The following is a 20,649-nucleotide window of genomic DNA, read 5'->3' on the forward strand; positions in this document are numbered from 1 at the left end:
TACGACGTTATACTTTGAATTGATTACCTAACAACCGCCCGATGCTCACCAGTAGCCGCGATGTCATCCGACGTCTCGAACGTGACGGCTGGAGTTGCGTCCGCGTCACGGGATCGCATCACGTCTTCAAGCATCCTGTGCGCCGGGACATCGTCACCGTGCCGCATCCCAAGAAGGACTTGGGAAAAGGCTTGGTCCGTGCCATTTATAAGGGCGCAGGCTGGGAGCCGGATTGAGGTCGGCCATGACCCACTACATCGCTATCATCGAAGATGCCGGGCCGGACGTGGCGGTCGGGGTGTGGTTTCCGGACCTGCCCGGCTGCGTCTCCGCCGGCGATGACATCGACGACGCCCTGCGCAATGCGCCGGAGGCGCTGGAGCTGTATCTCGAGCAGGTCGAGCAGGACGGCAGGCCGCTGCCGAAGCCTCGCACACTAACTGAGCTGAAGGCCGACCCCGAAGTCGCGGACGACATTCGGGATTACATCGTCGCGCTGATCGAAACGCCGACCCGCGCCCACGCGGCGGAGTGACATCCCCAGCCTTTCCCCGTCATTGCGAGCCAACGGGTCGGCGCGGAGCGCTGCCCGATGACAGGCGCCGCGAAGCAATCCAGGGCGCGGTGCACGGGGTTATGGAGCTTCGTCGGCTTCGCCGCCTCGCAATGACGCGGTGAGGGTCAGTGCCACAAAGCCGCGACGCGAAATTTTCCTCTCCCCGGCCTATTCATCCTGTTGGTTGCGCCGCCCCTTGGCCGTCCTTATGTAAGCCGCCCGCACGTCCCGGCTGCGGTCCGCCTTTCCCGCGCCCCACGCTTCGCGAGCCCGCATGGCCCCGATCATTTCCGTCAAGAATCTGAGCAAGACCTACGGCACCGGGCGTAAGGCGCTGAACGGCGTCAGCCTCGACATCATGGGCGGCGAGATTTTCGCGCTGCTGGGGCCGAACGGCGCCGGCAAGACCACGCTGATCGGCACGATCTGCGGGTTGGTCAATCCGACCGGCGGGACGGTGACGGTCGACGGCCACGACATCATCACCGACTATCGGGCGGCGCGCGAGCTGATCGGGTTGGTGCCGCAGGAGCTACACACCGATGCGTTCGAGTCGGTGTGGGACACGGTCAGCTTCTCCCGCGGCCTGTTCGGCAAGCCGAAGAACCCGGCGCATATCGAGAAAGTGCTGCGCGACCTGTCGCTGTGGGACCGCAAGGACTCTAAGATCATCACCCTGTCGGGCGGCATGAAGCGCCGGGTGATGATCGCCAAGGCGCTCAGCCACGAGCCGCAAATCCTGTTTCTCGACGAGCCGACCGCCGGCGTCGACGTCGAGCTGCGCAAGGGGATGTGGGAGGTGGTGCGCGCCCTGAAGGCGACCGGCGTCACCATCATCCTGACCACGCACTACATCGAGGAGGCCGAGGAGATGGCCGACCGCGTCGGCGTCATCAACCACGGCGAGCTGATCCTGGTCGACGAGAAGTCGGCGCTGATGCAGAAGCTCGGCAAGAAGCAGCTCAAGCTGCATCTCGACGCCCCGATCGACACCGTGCCGCCGCAGCTCTCCGCCTACGACCTCGCGCTGTCGGACGACCACAACAAGCTGATCTACACTTACGACACCCGCGCCGAACACACCGGCATCACCGCCCTGCTCGGCGACATCCGCGCCGCCGGCATCCGCTTCCACGATCTCGACACCAGCCAGAGCTCGCTGGAGGAGATCTTCGTCAGCCTGGTGAGGACGTGAGCATGAACCTGCGGGCGATCCGCGCGATCTATCTGTTCGAAATGGCGCGGACCTGGCGGACGCTGATGCAGAGCATCGTGTCGCCGGTGCTGTCGACCTCGCTGTATTTCATCGTATTCGGCGCCGCGATCGGCTCGCGGATCGATCAGGTCGAAGGCGTCAATTACGGCAGCTTCATCGTGCCCGGCCTGATCATGCTCAGCGTGCTGACACAGAGCGTCGCCAACGCCTCGTTCGGCATCTATTTCCCGAAATTCACCGGCACCATCTACGAGATTCTTTCGGCACCGGTGTCGTTCCTGGAAATCGCGGTCGGCTATGTCGGCGCCGCGGCCAGCAAGTCGATCATTCTCGGCCTGATCATCCTGGCCACCGCCGGCCTGTTCGTGCCGCTGCATATCGCGCATCCGGTGTGGATGTTCGCGTTCCTGGTGCTGACCTCGGTGGCGTTCAGCCTGCTCGGCTTCATCATCGGCATCTGGGCCGACGGTTTCGAGAAGCTGCAGGTGGTGCCGCTGCTGATCATCACGCCGCTGACCTTCCTGGGCGGCAGCTTCTATTCGATCTCGATGCTGCCGCCGATCTGGCAGACCATCGCGCTGTTCAATCCGGTGGTTTATCTGGTCTCCGGCTTCCGCTGGAGCTTCTACGAGATCGCCGACGTCAATGTCGGCGTCAGCCTCGCCGCTACCTCGGGCTTCCTGATCGCCTGCCTGGCGATCGTGTGGTGGATCTTCAAGACCGGCTATCGCCTGAAGGCCTGAACACTGACCAGGCGAAAACAAAAAGGCGCGGCCTGATTGGCCGCGCCTTTTGATGTTTCAGGACGATCGCCTCAGCGGCGGTAGCAACGGAAGTTGCCGCTCCGGGTGTAGTAGCCCTTGCAGCGATGGCCGCGGTGGTAGCGGTAGCGCGGTCCGTGGTTCGGCAGGCCGAGCACGCCGTTCACCGCACCGACCGCACCGCCGACGCCGGCACCGATCGCACCGCCCACGGCGCCGCCGATCGGTCCGGCCGCGCGATTGCCCTGATAGGCACCTTCCTGCGCACCGCGGACGATGCCCTGCGAATGACCGGCGGTCGGGATGGCCAGCAATGCCAGCGCCAGCGCGCCGGCGGCCAACATCGCCTTCATTCGCAGGTGATCACCGCGAATGGCGAGAGTCTTGATTGTGGTTTTCATGATGCCCTCCAGAATTGGTTGGCCCCGGACGATCGTCGGAGCCGAGATGCACCACGTCAACCCGCAGCGCGGCATTGGGTTCCATTTTGCCCTGATTTTGCCATTGCACCGTCTTCGCCACGCCCGGCGCGTGCGGGAGTTAACGATGCCCTGCCGATTCCGGCGCGCGACATGATCGCCTCTGGAAACTCGGAGGGCCGCTGCGCATATTACCGGCGTGGACGGGGTATTGCGGTGAAAGGACTGGCCAGTGGGCCGTACAATGCGTTGGTATCTAGCTTCTCTCTCCGGCCTGATCCTGCTTGCCGCTGCCAGCACCGCCGAAGCCAAGGTCGCCATCACTGTCGACAAGGACAGTCAGCAACTGAGCGTCGCGGTCGACGGCGTCGAGCGTTACCGCTGGCCGGTGTCGACCGGCAATCCGTCGCACGAAACGCCGAACGGCAAATTCCAGACCTTCCGGATGGAAGCCGATCATTATTCGAAGGAGTTCGACGATGCGCCGATGCCGCATTCGATCTTCTTCACCAAGCAGGGCCATGCCATCCACGGCACCGACGCAGCCGGCAAGCTCGGCGTGCCGGTGTCGCACGGCTGCGTCCGTCTCTCGCGCGACAACGCCGCGACGCTGTATGCGCTGGTCGAAAAGGAAGGCGTACTCAACACCACGGTGACGCTGACCGGCTCGTCGCAGGTCGCGCTGGCGCGGCTGAAGAGCAAGGGCGGCAATGCCATCGCCCGCGCCGAACCGCTGCCGTCTCCGACCTATGATGCCAACGGCCAGCCGATCGATCTGGTGCCGAGCCGGCCGCGCGCGGTGCGCCCGCAGGTCACCGATGACGGCTACATCTATCCGGCCGACGGCAACTACGCCGACCGCCGTTATCCGGCACCTCCCGGCTATCGCCGTGTCGCGCCACCGCAATACGGCTATGTCGAGAGCGACTCCTATGCCCAGGATTACGCGCCGCGCCGCTCCTACCAACCGCGCGGCTATTATGACGGCGGCTATGGCGGCTACTCGGCATACTGAGCCGAGCCATTGTTGATCCGATCCAACGCGCGGCCTCCACCGGCCGCGCGTTTTGTTTTGCCTAGTCCTCGCCGTCGCGCAGCCGGCGCCACACCGCGCCAAGCACGTTGGAATAGTCGTCAGTCCACACCCGGTCGCCGGCGCGTGGCGCCGTCAGGGTCCAGTCGTCGTTGCCGGCGAGCCGGCCGATATCGGCGGCCTGACGTGCCGAGATCACCACCGAGGTGGCAAAGATATACTCGGCGTCGCGGCCGGCATCCTGCGACGCGACCCAGCTCTTCAGCCCGTTGGCGTCGGCGATGCCGACCGCAACACTCGCCAGTTCGAGATGGCGGTTGGAGACATGCATCAGCACGGCACCCTGCGGCGCCAGCTTGGCTTGGTAGATCGCCATCGCCTCGCGGGTAGCGAGGTGGATCGGGATCGCGTCCGACGAATAGGCATCGACGATGATCAGGTCGTAGGCGCCGTCCGGCTCGTGCGCGAAGGTCAGCCGGGCATCGCCGACCACCGGCTGCAAATCCGGCGCGCATTTGCTGACGAAGCTGAAATATTTCGGATCGCGCGCGGTATCGATCATCGACTGGTCGATTTCGAAGAACCGCCAATGCTCGTCCGGTGCTGACGCGCAGGTCAGCGTGCCGGAGCCGAGTCCGATCACCGCGACGCGGATCGGGCCGCCCTTGCGCTCGCGGATCGCGGTGATCGCCTGCCCGATGCCGCCGTCCTTGTGATAGTACGAGATCGGCTCCGGCCGCCCGGTGACCGGCGTGCCGTCGTCGTTGAGCACACGCTCGGCGCCGTGAATCGTGGTGCCGTGTAACAGCACATGGAAACGGCCGTCCGCCGTCACCTGGATCTTGTGCACGCCGAAGAAGCTGCGCACCGTTTCGATCCGCCCCTCATCGGCCGGGTACAACCGGATCAAGACTAACGCGAGCGCAATGGTGGCGAGCAGCTTGGCCGGGGCGGCGCGCAGCACCACCGCGATGAACACCCCGAGCGCGGCGACGTCGCCGATCACCAGCACGCGGTTGGTGGCGAACCATTCGTGCAGCTTGCCGGAGGTGAACGCCGAGGTGATCAGCACCGCCGCCAGCGCAGCGATCAGCAGCCAGATCGCCAGCGACCATTGCGGCCGCCGCTCCGGCAAAGGTGGCCGGCACAACACCGCGAGCGCGAGCAGGATCGGATATTCGGCGATCCACGAAAACGTGTACGGCGCCACCAGCCCGGCGAACAGGCCGCCGACCATGCCGCCGAACGACAGCGCCACATAGAAGCCGGTGAGATACCGCGCCGGCGGCCGTGTCCGCGCCAGTTCGCCATGGCAGGCCATCGCGATGATGAAGAAGCAGACCAGGTGTCCGCCGAGCGTCAGCAGCAGATTGTGCTCGGACGCCGAATAGGCCAGCAGCACCACGATCACCGCGATCGCGATCGGCTGCAGCGCCAGCATCCATTTGTGCGGCAGCAGCGGCCGCGACTGGAACACCAGCACCCAGGTGAGCAGATACAGCGACAGCGGCAGTACCCACAGCAGCGGCGCTGCGGCGACGTCGGTGGAGATGTGCGCGGTGACGGCGATCAGCAGCCCGGACGGCACCGCGGCGAGGAACACCCAGCGCGCCACCGTCAGCCATGCCGGCGCCGGCGCGTCGCTGTCGCTTTCGGCGCTATCGGCTGCAGCGGTGGCGGGCGCGCGCAGCAGCAGCACGCCGCAGGCGGCGATCAGCAGGATCAGCACGCCATAGCCGGCGGTCCACATCAGGTTCTGCAGCCGCAGCGTCAGCAGCGGCTCAAGCAGCACCGGATAGGACAGCAGCGCCAGGAAGCTGCCGATGTTGGAGGCGGCGTACAGGAAGTAAGGATCGCGGCCGTCGGGATGGCCGGTGCGAACGAACCACGCCTGCAGCAGCGGATTGTTGGCGGCGAGCGCAAAGAACGGCAGGCCGATCGACACCGCGAACAGGCCGAGCAGCCACAGCTCGTAGCCGCTCGCCGGCGGCGTGCCCCAGCCGGTCGCGATCGCCAGCGGCAGCGTCAGCAGCGCCACGACCAGCAGCAGGAGATGGACCACGACCGACACCCGGCGGTCGGCAAACCGGCTCAGCCCGTGCGCATAGGCATAGCCGGCGAGCAGCAGCGACTGGAAGAACACCATCGCCACCGACCACACCGCCGGCGAGCCGCCGAGCCGCGGCAGCACCATCTTGGTGAACAGCGGCTGCACCGAGAACAGCAGCAGCGCGCTGACGAAGATCGCGATGGTATAAACGATCAGGATCTGCCGGTTGCGCGCCGGGCTGTTCGGGCTCGCGGCAAGAATCGGTTCGGTCATGGCGGCTCCTGCTGCGGTCCGCCGTGGCGGACGCTCGACATCGTCGGCCATGGCAATGGATTCCGGCAGGCCAGTGACGAGCGGCATCCTAGCGTCGCTCTGTGAACAATGGCAAAACCAGCCGCGAACGCCTCTGTCACAACGCTCCGGGAACCTTCCGATGTCCGATCCCGACGTCCTGATCATCGGTGCCGGCCACAACGGCCTCACCTGCGCGGCCTATCTGGCGCGCGCGGGACTGAAGGTGAAGGTGGTGGAGCGCCGCAGCGTGGTCGGCGGCGCAGCGGTGACGCAGGAGTTTCATCCCGGTTTCCGCAACTCGGTCGCGGCCTACACGGTCAGCCTGCTCAATCCGAAGGTGATCGCGGACCTGAAGCTGCACGAGCACGGGCTTAGAATCGTCGAGCGCAAGGCGCAGAACTTTCTGCCCGCACCGGACGGCCAATATCTGCTCACCGGCAGCAACATCACCGCCGCATCGCTGGCGCGGCTCAGCGCACATGACGCCGCGGCTTTCGGCGGGTTCGCTGCCGAGCTCGAAACCATCGCCGACGTGCTGCGGCACTTCGTGCTGCGCGCCCCGCCCAATCTGGTAGCGCAGTTCGGCCTGCCCGCAATCCGCGAAAGTCTGAATGCGCTTGGAACCGCCAACCGGCTGCGGGCTCTCACCATGGAGCAGCAGCGGCTGCTGCTTGACCTGTTCACCTGCTCGGCCGGCGAGATGCTCGACGCCCGGTTCGAGCACGATCTGGTCAAGGCGCTGTTCGGCTTCGACGCCATCGTCGGCAACTATGCCAGCCCCTACGCCGCCGGCTCGGCCTATGTGATGCTGCATCACGCCTTCGGCGAGGTGAACGGCAAAAAGGGCGTCTGGGGCCACGCGTTCGGCGGCATGGGCGCGATCACAGGTGCGATGGCCGCGGCCGCCCGCGCCGCCGGGGCCGAGATCGAGACCTCGGCGGGGGTGCGCGAGGTGCTGGTCGAGAAGGATCGCGTGGTCGGCGTCATCCTCGACGACGGCCGCAGCGTGCGGGCGCGGTTCGTGGCGTCCAACGTCAATCCGAAGCTGCTGTACACCCGCCTGTTGCCGCAAGACGCCCTGCCTGACGACGTCCGCCGACGGATGCAGCATTGGAAGACCGGTTCAGGCACGTTCCGGATGAATGTCGCGCTGTCGCAGCTGCCGTCATTCACCGCGCTGCCCGGCAATGGCGACCACCTCACCGCCGGCATCATCATCGCGCCGAGCCTGGGTTACATGGACCGCGCCTACCAGGACGCCCGCACCCACGGCTGGAGCCGCGAGCCGGTGGTCGAGATGCTGATCCCGTCGACGCTCGACGACAGCCTGGCGCCGCAGGGGCAACACGTCGCCAGCCTGTTCTGCCAGCACGTCGCACCCGAGCTGCCGGACGGCGCCTCCTGGGACGATCATCGCGACGAGGTCGCCGACCTGATGATCGCGACCGTCGATCGCTATGCGCCGGGCTTTGCTGCCAGCGTACTCGGCCGCCAGATCCTGTCGCCGCTCGACCTCGAACGCGAGTTCGGCCTGCTCGGCGGCGACATCTTCCACGGCGCGCTCAGCCTGAACCAATTATTCTCGGCCCGCCCGCTGCTCGGCCATGCCGACTATCGCGGCCCGCTGAAGGGCCTCTACCACTGCGGCAGCGGCGCCCACCCGGGCGGCGGCGTCACCGGCGCCCCCGGCCACAACGCCGCGGCCGCGATCCTCAACGACCACCGCAGCCTGTTCACAAGCCGTGGATAAGTCGGGGGATAAGCCTGTGGATAAGCTGTGGAAAACTTGTAGATGAGACGTGCCGCTGCGGGCCGTCTCTCAGCCGCGCAGGCAGCGCTTGGCTTCGGCAATCTGCGCCCAGCTGTAGCCGTTCTTGAGCGCCCAGGCGATCGACTTGGCGCGGCCGTGTTCGCTGACGTAGTAGCGCACCGTGACGCAGTCGACGCCCGCCGGAATAGGCGGCTGCCCGGCCGGGAAAGCCACAGGCGTCACGCCGCCCTGCCCCTCGGCGAACGCTGCCGGCGTGCCAACCGTTGCGAGCAAGGCTGAGACGGCCACCATCGCGGACAGTTTTCGGCGCCGGGTGGCGGTCGCGCACGGAACTTCGTTGGCCTTGCTCATCAAACCTCATGTTCGTTGTCGGGATCGTCGCTGGCGGCGCCGTCATTGGAGCTGCGGCCAAGCGCGCGACCCCATTGGCCAGAGATCAAGGCGACAATAGGACGTCCACAACCAAAACTGGAAACGCAGCCAGCCTCGAACTGGTTCCGCGTAACCACGTGGTGAGCGCGGTCTCAAATGGCGGAACGCAACCCTCCCGAAGTGTGCTTAAGAGAACGTCGGATCTGTTTTTTGTCCCGCGCGCATGGGCTTGGCGCCCGTTCGTCACGCTGTGCACGAATCTGTCGACAAATTGCGCGAAGGCTGTGGACAACCGTGAATCCTGCGGATTCAACCCTGTGCATAAGTCATGGACAAGCTGTGCATTTCCAGCGCAGAAGCTGTGGACGCCGTGTTGATGCTTCGCTTTCAGCCGCCCCTCGCCGCCAACCTTCGGACCTGCCATGCCTGATCCAGCCCCCACCGTCCGCGCCAGCTTCGTGCTCGGCGACGAGGCCACTGCCCGCCGCGTCACCGACCTGCTCGGCGAGTGCTTCGACGAGGCCGAGATGGCGATCGCGGCGTTCGAGCGGCCGGACCGGAGCTGGGAGGTCGCGCTGCATTTCGGCGAGCAGCCGAACCTCGACCACATCCGCGAGCTGGTGGCGCAGGCCGCGGACCCCGAGGCCGCAAAGGCGATCAGCGTCGAGACCGTGGCAGCCAAGGACTGGGTGGCGGCGAGTCTCGAAGGGCTGGTGCCGGTTCCGGCCGGCCGCTTCGTCGTCCACGGCAGCCACGACCGCGACCGTGTCCCGGCCAACAAGCTCGGCATCGAGATCGAGGCGGCGCTGGCGTTCGGCACCGGCCATCACGGCACCACCCGCGGCTGCCTGACGCTGCTCGATCTGGTGCTGCGCGCCGGCCCGCCGCAGCGCGTGCTCGACCTCGGCACCGGCACCGGCGTGCTGGCGATCGCCGCCGCCAAGGCGCTGCGTCACACTGTGCTGGCCACCGACATCGACAAGCAGTCGGTCGCGGTCGCGCGCGAGAACGCGCGGCTCAACGGCGTCGGCAACCTGGTTCAGGCCGAATGGGCGACCGGCTTCGCCTCGCCGGTGTTCGCCGCCCATGCGCCGTTCGATCTGGTGCTGGCGAACATCCTCGCCAACCCGCTGCGCACCCTGGCCCAGCCGATGAGCGAACATCTGGCGCCGGGCGCGCTGGTGATCCTGTCGGGGCTGCTGCAGCCGCAAGCGCAGAGCGTGATCGCGGCCTATCGGGCGCGCGGCTGCGTGCTGCTGCGTCAGCTCGTGATCGAAGGCTGGAGCAGCCTTCTGTTGGTGAAGACGTTCTGACGGGGAGCGCTGCTGAGCGAGGGCTCAGTGCGCGGGCTTGTCGGGGAAGCGGCTGTGGGCGTCGCCGTTCGGGTCGGTGCGCTTGACCGCCGAGTGGACGAAGCGGTCCAGGATGCGCACGATCACACCACGCGGCTGCGGCTGCTCGGGCTCGACGTTCGGAGGCGCACCACCCGGGCGAACCGGCGGGGAAATCTTCTCAAACGTGAAAGCAGGCATTGTGTATCACCTCGTCGTTGAGTTGAGACACTCCCGGGATTGTCCCGGACGCGTTGTCAGAGCGTATTGCAGCAAGCACTGCGAGCTCTCGCCCGTCTCTTGCGGGCTCGATAAATCAAGCATAACTCGTGCCATAAGCTGAACTATATGCATATCGCGTGAGCCGTGCGCAACGTGTCGAGGGAGCAGACCGCTATGTTCGAGTCGCATTTCCAGAGCTTCGAGGAGCCCGAGAGCGGCGTCGCACTCACCGCGCGGCTGTCGGCATTTCGCGAAGAGCTGCTGCGGCGCAAGCTCACCGGGTTTGCGATTCCCCGCGCCGATCAGCAACAAAACGAATATGTGCCGCCGTCCGACGAGCGGCTGGCGTGGCTCACCGGCTTCACCGGATCGGCTGGTCTCGCTTACGTGCTGATCGATCAGGCCGCGTTGTTCGTCGACGGCCGCTACACGTTGCAGGCCGCCAAACAGGTCGACGGCAATGCCTGGCGCATCGAGTCGCTGGTCGAACCGCCGCCGGAACGCTGGCTGGAGACGCATCTGAAAGCCGGTGATCGCCTCGGATTTGATCCGTGGCTGCACACTTCTTCGGCAGTCGAACGGATGCAGGCCGCCTGCGCCAAGGCTGGCGCCGAGCTGGTCGCGGTCGACGGCAATCCGGTCGACGCGGTGTGGAGCGAACGTCCCGCGCCGCCGCTCGGACCGGTCACTGTCCACGGCGTGGAATTCGCCGGCGAGAGCGAGGCCAGCAAGCTCGGCCGCATCAACGAGGAGCTGGCCCGGCTGAAGGCCGACGCGCTGGTGCTTTCGGATTCCCACGCCGTCGCCTGGACCTTCAACATCCGCGGCGCCGACGTCTCGCACACGCCGCTGCCGCTATCCTACGCGCTGCTGCCGAAGGATGGCCGCCCCACAATCTTCATCGAGGGCCGCAAGCTGTCGAACAGCGTGCGCGATCATCTTGAGCAGACAGCCGACATCGCCGAGCCGGCCGAGCTGGCGCCGATGCTGCGCGAACTCGCCAAGACCGGCGCGACGATCGCGCTCGACAGCGCCACCGCGGCCGATGCGCTGACCCGGCTGATCAAGGATGCCGGCGGCAAGCCGCTGCGCGGCGCCGATCCGGTGGCGCTGCTCAAGGCCGTGAAGAACACCGCCGAGATCGACGGCACCCGCGCGGCGCATCGCCGCGACGCGGTGGCGCTGGCGCGGTTCCTGGCGTTCATCGATGCGGAAGCGCCGAAGGGCGCACTGACCGAGATCGACGCGGTCGAAGCGCTGGAGACGTTCCGCCGCGACACCGGCGCGCTCAAGGACGTGTCGTTCCCGACCATCTCCGGCACCGGCCCGAACGGCGCGATCGTGCATTATCGCGTCACCCGCAAGAGCAACCGCCGGATCCAGCCCGGCGACCTCTTACTGATCGACAGCGGCGCGCAGTATCAGGACGGTACCACCGACGTCACCCGCACCATCGCGGTCGGCGAGCCGACGGCGGAGATGCGCGACCGCTTCACCCGCGTGCTGCGCGGCCACCTGGCGATCGCCCGCGCGGTGTTTCCCGACGGCACCACCGGCGCGCAGCTCGATACGTTGGCGCGGCAGTTCCTGTGGCAGGCTGGAATCGATTTCGAGCACGGCACCGGCCACGGCGTCGGCAGCTATCTGTCGGTGCACGAAGGCCCTGCGCGGATCTCCAAGCTCGGCACCACCCCGCTGAAGCGCGGCATGATCCTGTCCAACGAGCCCGGCTACTACAAGACCGACGGCTTCGGCATCCGGATCGAGAACCTCGAACTGGTGGTCGAGAAACAGATCGACGGCGCCGAGAAGCCGATGAACGGTTTCGAGACCCTGACGCTGGCGCCGATCGACCGCCGCCTGATCGACGTGGCGATGCTCAGCGCCGAGGAGCGCAGCTGGCTCGACGCCTACCACGCCCGCGTCCGCGAAACCGTCCGCCCCCACCTCGACGGCCCCACCCAACTTTGGCTCGACGCAGCGACCGCGCCGCTGCACTCGTAAGCTTAGGAGCGCCGGAGCACAGCCCACACCACGAGTCATTCCGGGGCGCGAGCGCAAGCTCGCGAACCCGGAATCTGAAGCAAGCACGGCCTGGGGCTGCGTCGCCCACGCTAATCTCGAGATTCCGGGTTCGCCGCTGCGCGGCGCCCCGGAATGACAATCGAGAGTCTCTGCGCGCGCCCCGGAATGACGCGTGGCTGATGTTCGACCGCCGCCAACCCGCCCTCGCCCGGCTTCCGCATAGCCTTATGCCGAAAAACCGCCTGTTAGCGCTGCCCCGGCAGGCTACAGTCGACCACCAGCTCACATCCTTCGCCGCGGCAGGCCCGTCGGGAACCGATCTCGCATGCACGGAATCGTCGGCAGATACGCAACGATCGACGCCAGCCGGCGCGACCTGCCGCCGTCGAAACTGCTGCTCCTGCTGCTGGTGCTGATGAACGGTGCGGCGCCGATCGCGCTGTACATCTTCGTGCCGGCGCTGCCGGTGCTGGCGAGCGATTTCGGCAGCGACATCTCGGTCGCGCAGATGACCGTGTCGCTCTACATGGTCGGGCTGGCCTGCTCGCAGTTGATCATGGGGCCGTTGTCCGACCGCTTCGGCCGCCGCCCGGTGCTGCTCGGCGGGCTGGCGCTGATGGTCGCGGCCAGCATCGGCTGCATCTTCGCACAGACGCTGCCGCAACTGATCGCGCTGCGCTTCCTGCAGGCGCTCGGCGGAGCCTCGGGCATGGTGATCAGCCGCGCCATCATCCGCGATCTCTACAGCCGCGACCGCGTCGGCGGCATGCTCAGTCTCGTGATCGCCGTGATGATGATCGCGCAGATGCTGAGCCCGCTCGCCGGCGGCGTCATCGAAACCGCGTTCGGCTGGCGCGCGATCTTCTATGCCGTCACCGCCGGAGCGATCGTCGTCGCCGCGGCGATCACGCTGGCGCTGCCGGAAACGTGCCGCCGCGGTACGCCCGCCGCGCAGCGCGGCAGCTTCGGCACCGACCTCCGCAGCCTGTTCGGCAGCCGCGCCTTCATCGGCTACGTGCTGTGCCAGGTGCTGGCGTCGGCGATCATCTTCATCTTTGCCGGCGGCGGCCCCTACGTCGTGGTGACGCAAATGGGCCGCAGCAGCGCCGAGTACGGCGCATGGTTCGCCAGCTCCGGCTTCGCCTATCTGATGGGCAACGTGTTCTGCGTGAAATTCTCGCCGCGGCATTCGCTCGACCGTCTGATCTGGTTCGGGCTCGGGCTGCAGATCGCCGGCGCGTTGCTCAATCTGGCGTGGGGCATCCTCGGCTGGAATCAGGTGCCGAGCTGGCTGTTCGGCACCCACATGATCATCATGTTCGGCAACGCCGCGGTGATGGCCAACGCCGCCGCCGGCGCGATCAGCATCCGCCCGCAGGCCGCCGGTACCGCATCTGGTCTGATGGGCTTCACCCAATTCGGGTTCGGCTCGCTGTGTTCGCAGGCCGGCGCCTGGCTCGGCGGCCATTTCGCGACGCCGTTGCCGCTCAACATCGCGATTTTCGGAACGGCACTCGCCTGCGCATCGGCGATGATCTTCCTGGTGCCGCGCCGCAACCTGATCGCGACCGAGGAACTGATCGAGAAGGCGGAAGAAGAGACACTGGTGTAGACCGGCGGTCCTTCCCAGCGTCATCCTCCGCGAAAGCGGAGGATCCAGTATTCCAGAGGCTCACGCGTTCACATCGAAGCGCCCCAACGAGTTATTCCGGGGCGCTCACGCAGTGAGCGAACCCGAAATCTCGATCGACAGAACACCTCGAGATTCCGGGTTCGCGCGTTCCGCGCGCCCCGGAATGACGGGGTCAGTTTCCGATCAGCGCCAGCCACTCGTCTTCGGTTAGCACGGTGACGCCGAGGTCTTTCGCCTTGGTCAGCTTGGAGCCGGCGTCTTCACCGGCGACGACGTAGTCGGTCTTCTTCGACACCGAGCCGGCGACCTTGGCGCCCAGCCGCTCCGCCGCGGCCTTGGCTTCGTCGCGGGTGAATTTCGACAGCGAGCCGGTGAACACCACGGTCTTGCCAGCGACCGCGGTGTCGCGCCGTGCCTGCTCGGCCGGCAGCACTTCGGTGAGTTCGGCCAGCAACGCATCCAGCGCCTTGATGTTGCGCTCCTCGGCGAAGAACTCGACCACCGCCTCTGCCACGACGTCGCCGATGCCGGCGATGTTGTCGAGGTCCTGATACGCCTCGGAGGTGTTGCCCTCCTCGGTCTGCGCGTCGGCAGCGGCGCGCATCGCACTGAGGAACGCATCGAGCGTCCCGTAGTGCCGCGCCAGCAGCTTGGCGTTGCCCTCGCCGACATGGCGGATGCCGAGCGCGAAGATCAGCCGATGCAACTCGATCGAGCGCCGCGCGTCGATCGCAGCGAACAGGTTGCGCACCGAGGTCTCGCCATAGCCTTCGAGCTGTTCGAGCTTGAGCTGATCGTTGCGCGCCTTCAGCGTGAAGATATCGGCGGGCTCCTGCACCCAGCCGCGCTCGTGGAACAGCTCGATCTGTTTTTCGCCGAGCCCGTCGATATCGAAGGCCAGCCGCGACACGAAGTGCTTGAGCCGCTCCACCGCCTGCGCGGGGCAGATCAGCGCGCCGGTGCAGCGCCACACCGCCTCGCCCTCTTCGCGCACCGCGTGGCTGCCGCACACCGGGCATTTGTGCGGGAAGTGATAGGGCTCGGCACCGGCGGGCCGCTTCTCCATCACCACGCTGACGATCTGCGGGATCACGTCGCCAGCGCGCTGCACCACCACGGTGTCGCCTTCGCGGATGTCGACGCCGTCGCGGATCGGCTCGCCATCATTGCCGATGCCCTTGATGTAGTCCTCGTTGTGCAGCGTCGCGTTCTGCACCACCACGCCACCGACCGTCACCGGCTGCAGCCGCGCCACCGGCGTCATCGCGCCGGTGCGGCCGACCTGAATGTCGATCTTCTCCAGCACGGTCGTCGCCTGCTCGGCGGCGAACTTATGCGCGATCGCCCAGCGCGGCGAGCGCGACACGAAGCCGAGCCGCTCCTGATAGTCGAGGCGGTCGACCTTATAGACCACGCCGTCGATGTCATAAGGCAGCGAGGCGCGCTTCTCGCCGATCCGGCGATAGAACGCGAGCGCATCCTCGACGCTGTGGCAGAGCGTGATCTCGGGATTGACCACGAAGCCGGCGTGATCGAGCCACTGCAGCATCTTGTGCTGGGTCGGCTCGTCCATCGGATAGGTGCTCATCTCGCCCCACGCATAGGCGAAGAACTTCAGCGGCCGCGACGCGGTGACCAACACGTCTTTCTGCCGCAGCGAGCCGGCCGCCGAGTTGCGCGGATTGGCGAATACGGTCTCGCCCGCCTCCTCCTGGCGTTTGTTGAGCGCGAGGAAGTCCTGCTTCAGCATATAGACTTCGCCGCGCAGCTCGCAGGCGGCCGGGATGTGCTTGCCCTTCAGCGTGTTCGGCACATCCTTGATGGTGCGGACGTTGGCGGTGACGTCCTCGCCGGTGAAGCCATCGCCGCGGGTCGCCGCGCGCACCAGCTCGCCATTCTCATAGCGCAGCGACAGCGACAGCCCGTCGATCTTCGGTTCGGCAACGATCGCCGGGACGTCGTCGAGCCGCAGGAAACGCTGCACGCGCTCGACGAATTCAGCGACTTCGTCATCGGCAAATGCGTTGCCGAGCGACAGCATCGGCACCGCGTGCTGCACTTTGGCAAAGCCGCGCGCCGGCGCCGCGCCGACGGTCTGGGTCGGCGACGAGGCGTTGACCAACTCGGGAAACTTCTGCTCGATCGCCTCCAGCCGTCGCCGCAGCGCGTCGTAGTCGGCATCCGAAATCTTCGGCGCGTCGTCCTGATAGTACGCCTTGTCATGCTCCTCGATCTCGAGGCGCAATCGCATCAACTCCACCTTGGCCTTCGGCTTGGTGAGGGTGGCGATATCGGGGGCGGGTTTGGTTTTTGCAGTCATCTTCGCACTTGAGATTCCGGGTTCGCGAGCTCACGCTCGCGCCCCGGAATGACCGAGGTGATCAGGTTAGAAACTCTACCGCGAGTCATTCCGGGGCGCTTGTGGCACGCAAGCGAACCCGGAATCGCGCAGCGCGCGAGGCGCCGGTGCCCTATTATGTCTATCTGTTCGCCAGCCGGAAAGACGGTGCGCTGTATGTTGGCGTCACCAACGACCTGGTCCGCCAAGCGTATGAGCATCGCACCAAAGCCGTGCCGGGTTTCACGTCGAAATACAACATCGCCAAGCTGGTGTGGTTCGAAATCCACGACGACCCGATTTCCGCGATCACCCGGGAGAAGGAGATCAAAAAGGGCGGCGGGCCTGGAAGGTGGCGCTGATCGAGCGCGACAATCCCGGGTGGGACGATCTATTCGAGACGATCGCGAGCTAGGCTGAGGCAGCGTGCCCTGAACCTCGGGATTCCGGGTTCGCGCTTCGCGCGCCCCGGAATGACTGCGTGTTGAGAAAGGGCCCCTCAGCGAGTCATTCCGGGGCGCGAGCATAAGCTCGCGAACCCGGAATCTCTGCCACTGGGAGGAGACCCCCTACCCCGCCGCCTTGATCAGCCGGTCGGCCGCGGCGCGGGCTTCGGCGGTGATCTCGGCACCTGCCAGCATGCGGGCGATTTCCTCGCGGCGGTGGTCTTGTTCCAGGGCGGCGACGCGGGTGGCGACGCGTTTGCCCTTGTCGAGGGCGGCCTTGGAGATCAGCAGATGCTGATCGGCACGCGCCGCGACCTGGGGAGCGTGGGTCACGGCCATCACCTGAACCTTCGAGGCCAGCCGCGCTAGCCGGGCGCCGATCGCGTCCGCGACCGCGCCGCCGACGCCGGTGTCGATCTCGTCGAACACCAAAGTCGGCGCCGAGCCCTTGTCGGACAGCACCACTTTCAGCGCCAGCAGGAAGCGCGACAGCTCGCCGCCCGACGCAACTTTCATCAGCGGGCCGGGCCGGGTGCCGGGATTGGTCTGCACCCAGAATTCGACGCGGTCGATGCCCTGCGGGCCCGGCGCGGCCTCGTCGGCCTCGACCTGGGTCATGAACTTGGCGCGTTCGAGCTTGAGCGGCGCCAGCTCGGCGCCGACTGCCTTGTTGAGCTTGTCGGCGGCCTTGGCGCGCGCGGCCGACAGCTTCGCCGCGGCGGCGCCGTAGCGGGCGTCGGCTTCGGCCGCGGCCTTCTCCAGCGCCACCAGCCGGTCGGCGCCGGCATCGATCAGCGCGACATCGGCGACGTATTGCGCGGCGAGCGCGGCGAGCGAATCCACCGGGGTCGAATACTTGCGGGCGGCGGCGCGCAGCGCGAACAGCCGCTCCTCGATCCGCTCCAGTTCCAACGGATCGAAATCGGCCGCGGCCAGCGCGGCGTTGAGATGCTGGTCGGCTTCTTCCAACGCGTTGATGGCGGCGTCGATCGCGCGCACCGCGGGCTCGATCAGTTGCGGCGCGGTGCCGGCGCGGCGCTCCAGCCGGCGTACCGCGGACGCCAGCGCGGCGACCGGCGAATGATGCCCGCCGACCACCTCCTGCGCCTCGCGCAGGTCGGCGGCGATCTTCTCGCCCTGCATCATGGTGGTGCGGCGCTCGGCCAACGAGGTCTCCTCGCCGTCCTGCGGCGCGAGCTGCTTCAGTTCGTCGGCTGCATGGCGCAGATAGTCGGCCTCGCGGGCGGCGCGTTCCATGCCGGCGCGATGGGCGTCGAGCGCGGCCCGCGCGGTGCGGCGGCCCTCCCACAGCGCCTCGAGAGAAACGACGTCCTTCTCAAGGCCTGCGAAGGCGTCGAGCAGCCGGCGATGGGTGGCGGCGTCGACCAGCGCGCGCTCGTCGTGCTGGCCGTGGATCTCGACCAGCGTCGCGCCGACCGCCTTGAGGGTCTGCACGCTGACCGACTGGTCGTTAATGAAGGCGCGGGTGCGGCCGTCGGCGAGCTGGACGCGGCGGAGGATCAGTTCGCCAGATTCGTCGACCTCACGGTCGTCGAGACCGTTGGCCTTGAGAATCGCGAACGCCGGATGGGTCTTGGCGACATCGAAGCTGGCGGTGACCTGGCCGTGCTCGGCGCCGTGGCGGACCAGCGCTGCATCGCCGCGGCCGCCGAGCGCCAGCGCGAAGGCATCGAGCAGAATCGATTTGCCGGCGCCGGTCTCGCCGGTCAGCACCGCAAGGCCACGGGAAAACTCGATGTCGAGCCGCTCGATCAACACGATATCGCGGATCGACAGGCGGGCAAGCATGCGAGGTGAGTCCTATCCGAGACCGAGCTTTTTGAAGGACTTGCTGATCCAGGAGCCCTTGTTCTCGGCGGGTTCTAAACCACCCGACTTTACAAGATTATAGGCGTCTTTGTACCAGCGGCTGTCAGGAAAGTTGTGGCCAAGCACGGCGGCGGCGGTCTGCGCCTCGCCGACGATGCCGATCGCCATATAGGCCTCGGTCAGCCGCGCCAGCGCCTCTTCGACGTGGCGGGTGGTCTGATAACGCGTCACCACGGTCTTGAACCGGTTGATCGCCGCGGCGTAGTCGCGCTTGCTCATGTAATAGCGGCCGATATCCATCTCCTTGCCGGCGAGCTGGTCGCGGGCGCCTTCCAGCTTCTGCTTGGCACTGTTGGCATATTCGGAGGTCGGATATTTGCGGATCACCTCTTCGAGCGCGGCGATCGCCTTTTCAGTGCGGCCCTGGTCGCGCGAGATGTCCGGGATCTGGTCGTAATTCGACGCCGCGATCAGATACTGCGCATAGGCGGCGTCGGGGCTGCCGGGATGCAGCGTGACGTAGCGGGTCGCCGAACCGATGCAGCTGTCGTAGTCGCCGGCCTGATAATAAGCGTAGGCCGACATCAGCAGCGACTTGCGCGCCCAGTCCGAATACGGATGCTGGCGGTCGACTTCCTCGAACTTCTTGGCGGCGCCCTTGGTGTCCTTGTCCTGATTCATCAGGTACAAGCCCTCGTTGTAGAGCTTGTCCGCCGGCTCATCGACCATCTTGTCGTCTTTGGCCAGGAACTTGTCCCACAACGCGCCGGTGCCGCAGCCGCCGAGCGGAAGCGACAGCGCCAGCAGGCTGAAGACCATCGGCAGCCCGCGCCGCAGGCGATCACCCCTGCGAGAAGTCTCTCCGTTCCGCAGTCCGAGCGCGATCCGCTGTGCCGACATCAATTCCAACCCGACAAATGGAGAACGGTGCCCCGGCAATCGACCAGACCGCTGTGGCCTGAGCCATCGACCTGCGCCGGAAAGCATGGAGTCAACCGCCGGCTGTTTAGCCGAAAAAGGTGACTTCACCAACCGGGTACGCAGCCAATTCGCCGGGAATAAGGCGGCCGGCCCAATCGGTTAACAGGCAGCAAGATGTGGACAATCACCTGACGCGCTGTGGCGATCAGGACACGTCCGGGCCGTAGGCCGGAGCCACCATGCCGCCGACCAGGCCGGTGACGGCTTCGGCGTGGCCGCGAACGGCGCGACGCGCCGGTTCGGCTTCGATCACGCGCCAAGCGCTGCGATCAGCCAACAGAGCGGTGAGCACGGTGTGGTTGAGCTTGTGGCCGCCGCGCACCGAGCGGTAGGCGCCGAGGATCGGCAGGCCGGCCAGCGCCAGATCACCGATCGCGTCCAGCGCCTTGTGGCGGGCGCATTCGTCGGAGTAGCGCAGGCCTTCGGGGTTGAGCAGACGGTCGTCGTCGAACACCACCGAGTTTTCGAACGAGGCGCCGAGCGCGTAGCCCATCTTCCACAGCCGGGCGACGTCATTCATGCGGCCGAAGGTGCGGGCGCGCGCGACTTCGCGGCGGAAGATCTCCGGCTCGACCGCGAGCGCATATTTCTGCTTGCCGATCTGCGGATTGGAAAAGTCGATTTCGACTTCGACGCGGAAGCCGGCGGCGTAGGGCCGGAATTCGCCGAAGGATTCGCCGATCGCGGCGGAGACCGGCTTCAGAATCTGGAGGTATTTGCGGGGGGCAGCCTGCTCGCGAAGGCCGGCCTGGTCGATGGCGGCGACGAACGGGGCGGCGCTGCCGTCCATGATCGGGACTTCGGGGCCGTCGACTTCGATCGTGGCGTTGTCGATGCCCATGCCGCGCAGCGCGGAGAGAACGTGTTCGGCGGTGGAGACCAGCGGACCGTCGCTGTCGCCGAGGACGGTGGCCAGCTCGGTGGCGACCACCGACTTGGACGTCGCCTTGATCTCGCGATCGGCGCCATCAAGTCCGGTCCGGACAAAAAGAAAACCCGCATCGATATCTGCGGGTCCCAGCGTCAGATTCACAGGACGGCCCGAATGAACACCTACGCCCGTCACCGTGGCTTGCGAACGCAGCGTGGTTTGCCGGCTGAACTTCATAAGTAAAGTGTCCCACTGACGCAGTGCGGAGATCGTTCCGGTCCTGTCGGCCGGGCGACTCGCTCTAGGCGTCCCCAAGTCCGTATTGACCATAGCACTGCCCCAAATCGCGCCAACTCACGCTTTTTTACGGATTGTTACCCCAAACCCGCCGCATTACCGCCGCCTGCCGATCGAATTCGACATCAATCGTGATCGCAGCGATTTCGTTTCAGCTCCGCCTAAAGTCGCAAACTTACGTTTTTTCAGTGACTTAGATTTTG

At 66.3% G+C, this 20,649-nt stretch carries 17 protein-coding genes and 1 pseudogene; 10 read left to right on the forward strand and 8 right to left on the reverse strand.

The window, feature by feature from the left end; translation table 11 throughout:
- Positions 1-41: 41 nt before the first annotated feature.
- The 4 genes from HZF03_RS17695 to HZF03_RS17710 all read left to right on the forward strand — a co-directional run bounded on the left by HZF03_RS17695 (position 42) and on the right by HZF03_RS17710 (position 2,515).
- A complete protein-coding gene (locus HZF03_RS17695; RefSeq protein WP_119017256.1) occupies positions 42-236 on the forward strand; it encodes a type II toxin-antitoxin system HicA family toxin in 195 nt (64 codons plus the stop codon).
- Between the two features lie 8 nt (positions 237-244).
- On the forward strand, positions 245-535 hold the full coding sequence (locus HZF03_RS17700; RefSeq protein ID WP_119017257.1) for a type II toxin-antitoxin system HicB family antitoxin: 291 nt from the start codon (positions 245-247) through the stop codon (positions 533-535).
- A 295-nt stretch (positions 536-830) separates the two neighbouring features.
- Positions 831-1,751: an ABC transporter ATP-binding protein gene (locus HZF03_RS17705; RefSeq protein WP_011159048.1), complete on the forward strand. Its 921-nt coding sequence runs from the start codon at positions 831-833 to the stop codon at positions 1,749-1,751.
- Between the two features lie 2 nt (positions 1,752-1,753).
- The gene (locus tag HZF03_RS17710; protein WP_011159049.1) at positions 1,754-2,515 is read left to right on the forward strand and encodes an ABC transporter permease; all 762 of its coding nucleotides are present in this window, start codon (positions 1,754-1,756) and stop codon (positions 2,513-2,515) included.
- A 71-nt stretch (positions 2,516-2,586) separates the two neighbouring features.
- Here the strand turns inward: HZF03_RS17710 and HZF03_RS17715 are convergent, their stop codons facing one another.
- Positions 2,587-2,934, reverse strand: coding sequence for a hypothetical protein (locus tag HZF03_RS17715; protein ID WP_011159050.1), 348 nt, complete (start codon positions 2,932-2,934; stop codon positions 2,587-2,589).
- Positions 2,935-3,196: 262 nt separating this feature from the next.
- On the opposite strand from HZF03_RS17715, the gene HZF03_RS17720 reads away from it, so the two are divergent.
- On the forward strand, positions 3,197-3,967 hold the full coding sequence (locus HZF03_RS17720) for a L,D-transpeptidase (RefSeq protein ID WP_011159051.1): 771 nt from the start codon (positions 3,197-3,199) through the stop codon (positions 3,965-3,967).
- Positions 3,968-4,028: 61 nt separating this feature from the next.
- Here HZF03_RS17720 and HZF03_RS17725 read toward each other — a convergent pair whose 3' ends face one another.
- On the reverse strand, positions 4,029-6,308 hold the full coding sequence (locus HZF03_RS17725) for a spermidine synthase (protein ID WP_119017292.1): 2,280 nt from the start codon (positions 6,306-6,308) through the stop codon (positions 4,029-4,031).
- Between the two features lie 160 nt (positions 6,309-6,468).
- On the opposite strand from HZF03_RS17725, the gene HZF03_RS17730 reads away from it, so the two are divergent.
- Complete coding sequence (locus tag HZF03_RS17730) at positions 6,469-8,079, forward strand: phytoene desaturase family protein (RefSeq protein ID WP_119017258.1); 1,611 nt, start codon at positions 6,469-6,471, stop codon at positions 8,077-8,079.
- 69 nt (positions 8,080-8,148) lie between these two features.
- On the opposite strand, the gene HZF03_RS17735 is transcribed toward HZF03_RS17730, so the two are convergent.
- A complete protein-coding gene (locus HZF03_RS17735) occupies positions 8,149-8,451 on the reverse strand; it encodes a hypothetical protein (protein WP_119017259.1) in 303 nt (100 codons plus the stop codon).
- Positions 8,452-8,894: 443 nt separating this feature from the next.
- On the opposite strand from HZF03_RS17735, the gene HZF03_RS17740 reads away from it, so the two are divergent.
- Positions 8,895-9,785, forward strand: coding sequence for a 50S ribosomal protein L11 methyltransferase (locus HZF03_RS17740; protein WP_119017260.1), 891 nt, complete (start codon positions 8,895-8,897; stop codon positions 9,783-9,785).
- A 24-nt stretch (positions 9,786-9,809) separates the two neighbouring features.
- Here the strand turns inward: HZF03_RS17740 and HZF03_RS17745 are convergent, their stop codons facing one another.
- Entirely contained in the window at positions 9,810-10,004 is a 195-nt protein-coding gene (locus HZF03_RS17745) for a hypothetical protein (protein ID WP_104512548.1), read from the reverse strand.
- A 195-nt stretch (positions 10,005-10,199) separates the two neighbouring features.
- Between HZF03_RS17745 and HZF03_RS17750 the strand changes: the two genes are divergently transcribed.
- A complete protein-coding gene (locus tag HZF03_RS17750) occupies positions 10,200-12,029 on the forward strand; it encodes an aminopeptidase P family protein (RefSeq protein WP_119017261.1) in 1,830 nt (609 codons plus the stop codon).
- Positions 12,030-12,375: 346 nt separating this feature from the next.
- Positions 12,376-13,662, forward strand: coding sequence for a multidrug effflux MFS transporter (locus HZF03_RS17755; protein ID WP_119017262.1), 1,287 nt, complete (start codon positions 12,376-12,378; stop codon positions 13,660-13,662).
- A gap of 193 nt (positions 13,663-13,855) precedes the next feature.
- Here the strand turns inward: HZF03_RS17755 and ligA are convergent, their stop codons facing one another.
- On the reverse strand, positions 13,856-16,003 hold the full coding sequence (gene ligA / locus HZF03_RS17760; protein WP_119017263.1) for an NAD-dependent DNA ligase LigA: 2,148 nt from the start codon (positions 16,001-16,003) through the stop codon (positions 13,856-13,858).
- A gap of 146 nt (positions 16,004-16,149) precedes the next feature.
- Between ligA and HZF03_RS17765 the strand changes: the two are divergent.
- Positions 16,150-16,436 (forward strand): annotated as a pseudogene (locus tag HZF03_RS17765) (GIY-YIG nuclease family protein).
- Between the two features lie 154 nt (positions 16,437-16,590).
- On the opposite strand, the gene recN reads toward HZF03_RS17765, so the two are convergent.
- From recN to lpxC, 3 genes are all read right to left on the reverse strand, one after another.
- Entirely contained in the window at positions 16,591-18,276 is a 1,686-nt protein-coding gene (gene recN / locus HZF03_RS17770; protein ID WP_011159059.1) for a DNA repair protein RecN, read from the reverse strand.
- A 12-nt stretch (positions 18,277-18,288) separates the two neighbouring features.
- Complete coding sequence (locus tag HZF03_RS17775; protein ID WP_011159060.1) at positions 18,289-19,197, reverse strand: outer membrane protein assembly factor BamD; 909 nt, start codon at positions 19,195-19,197, stop codon at positions 18,289-18,291.
- Between the two features lie 226 nt (positions 19,198-19,423).
- Positions 19,424-20,386, reverse strand: a complete 963-nt coding sequence (gene lpxC, locus HZF03_RS17780) for a UDP-3-O-acyl-N-acetylglucosamine deacetylase (RefSeq protein ID WP_012496957.1) — start codon at positions 20,384-20,386, stop codon at positions 19,424-19,426.
- Positions 20,387-20,649: the final 263 nt, after the last annotated feature.

The organism is Rhodopseudomonas palustris (assembly GCF_013415845.1).
In the GTDB taxonomy this organism is placed as follows: Bacteria; Pseudomonadota; Alphaproteobacteria; order Rhizobiales; family Xanthobacteraceae; genus Rhodopseudomonas; species Rhodopseudomonas palustris_F.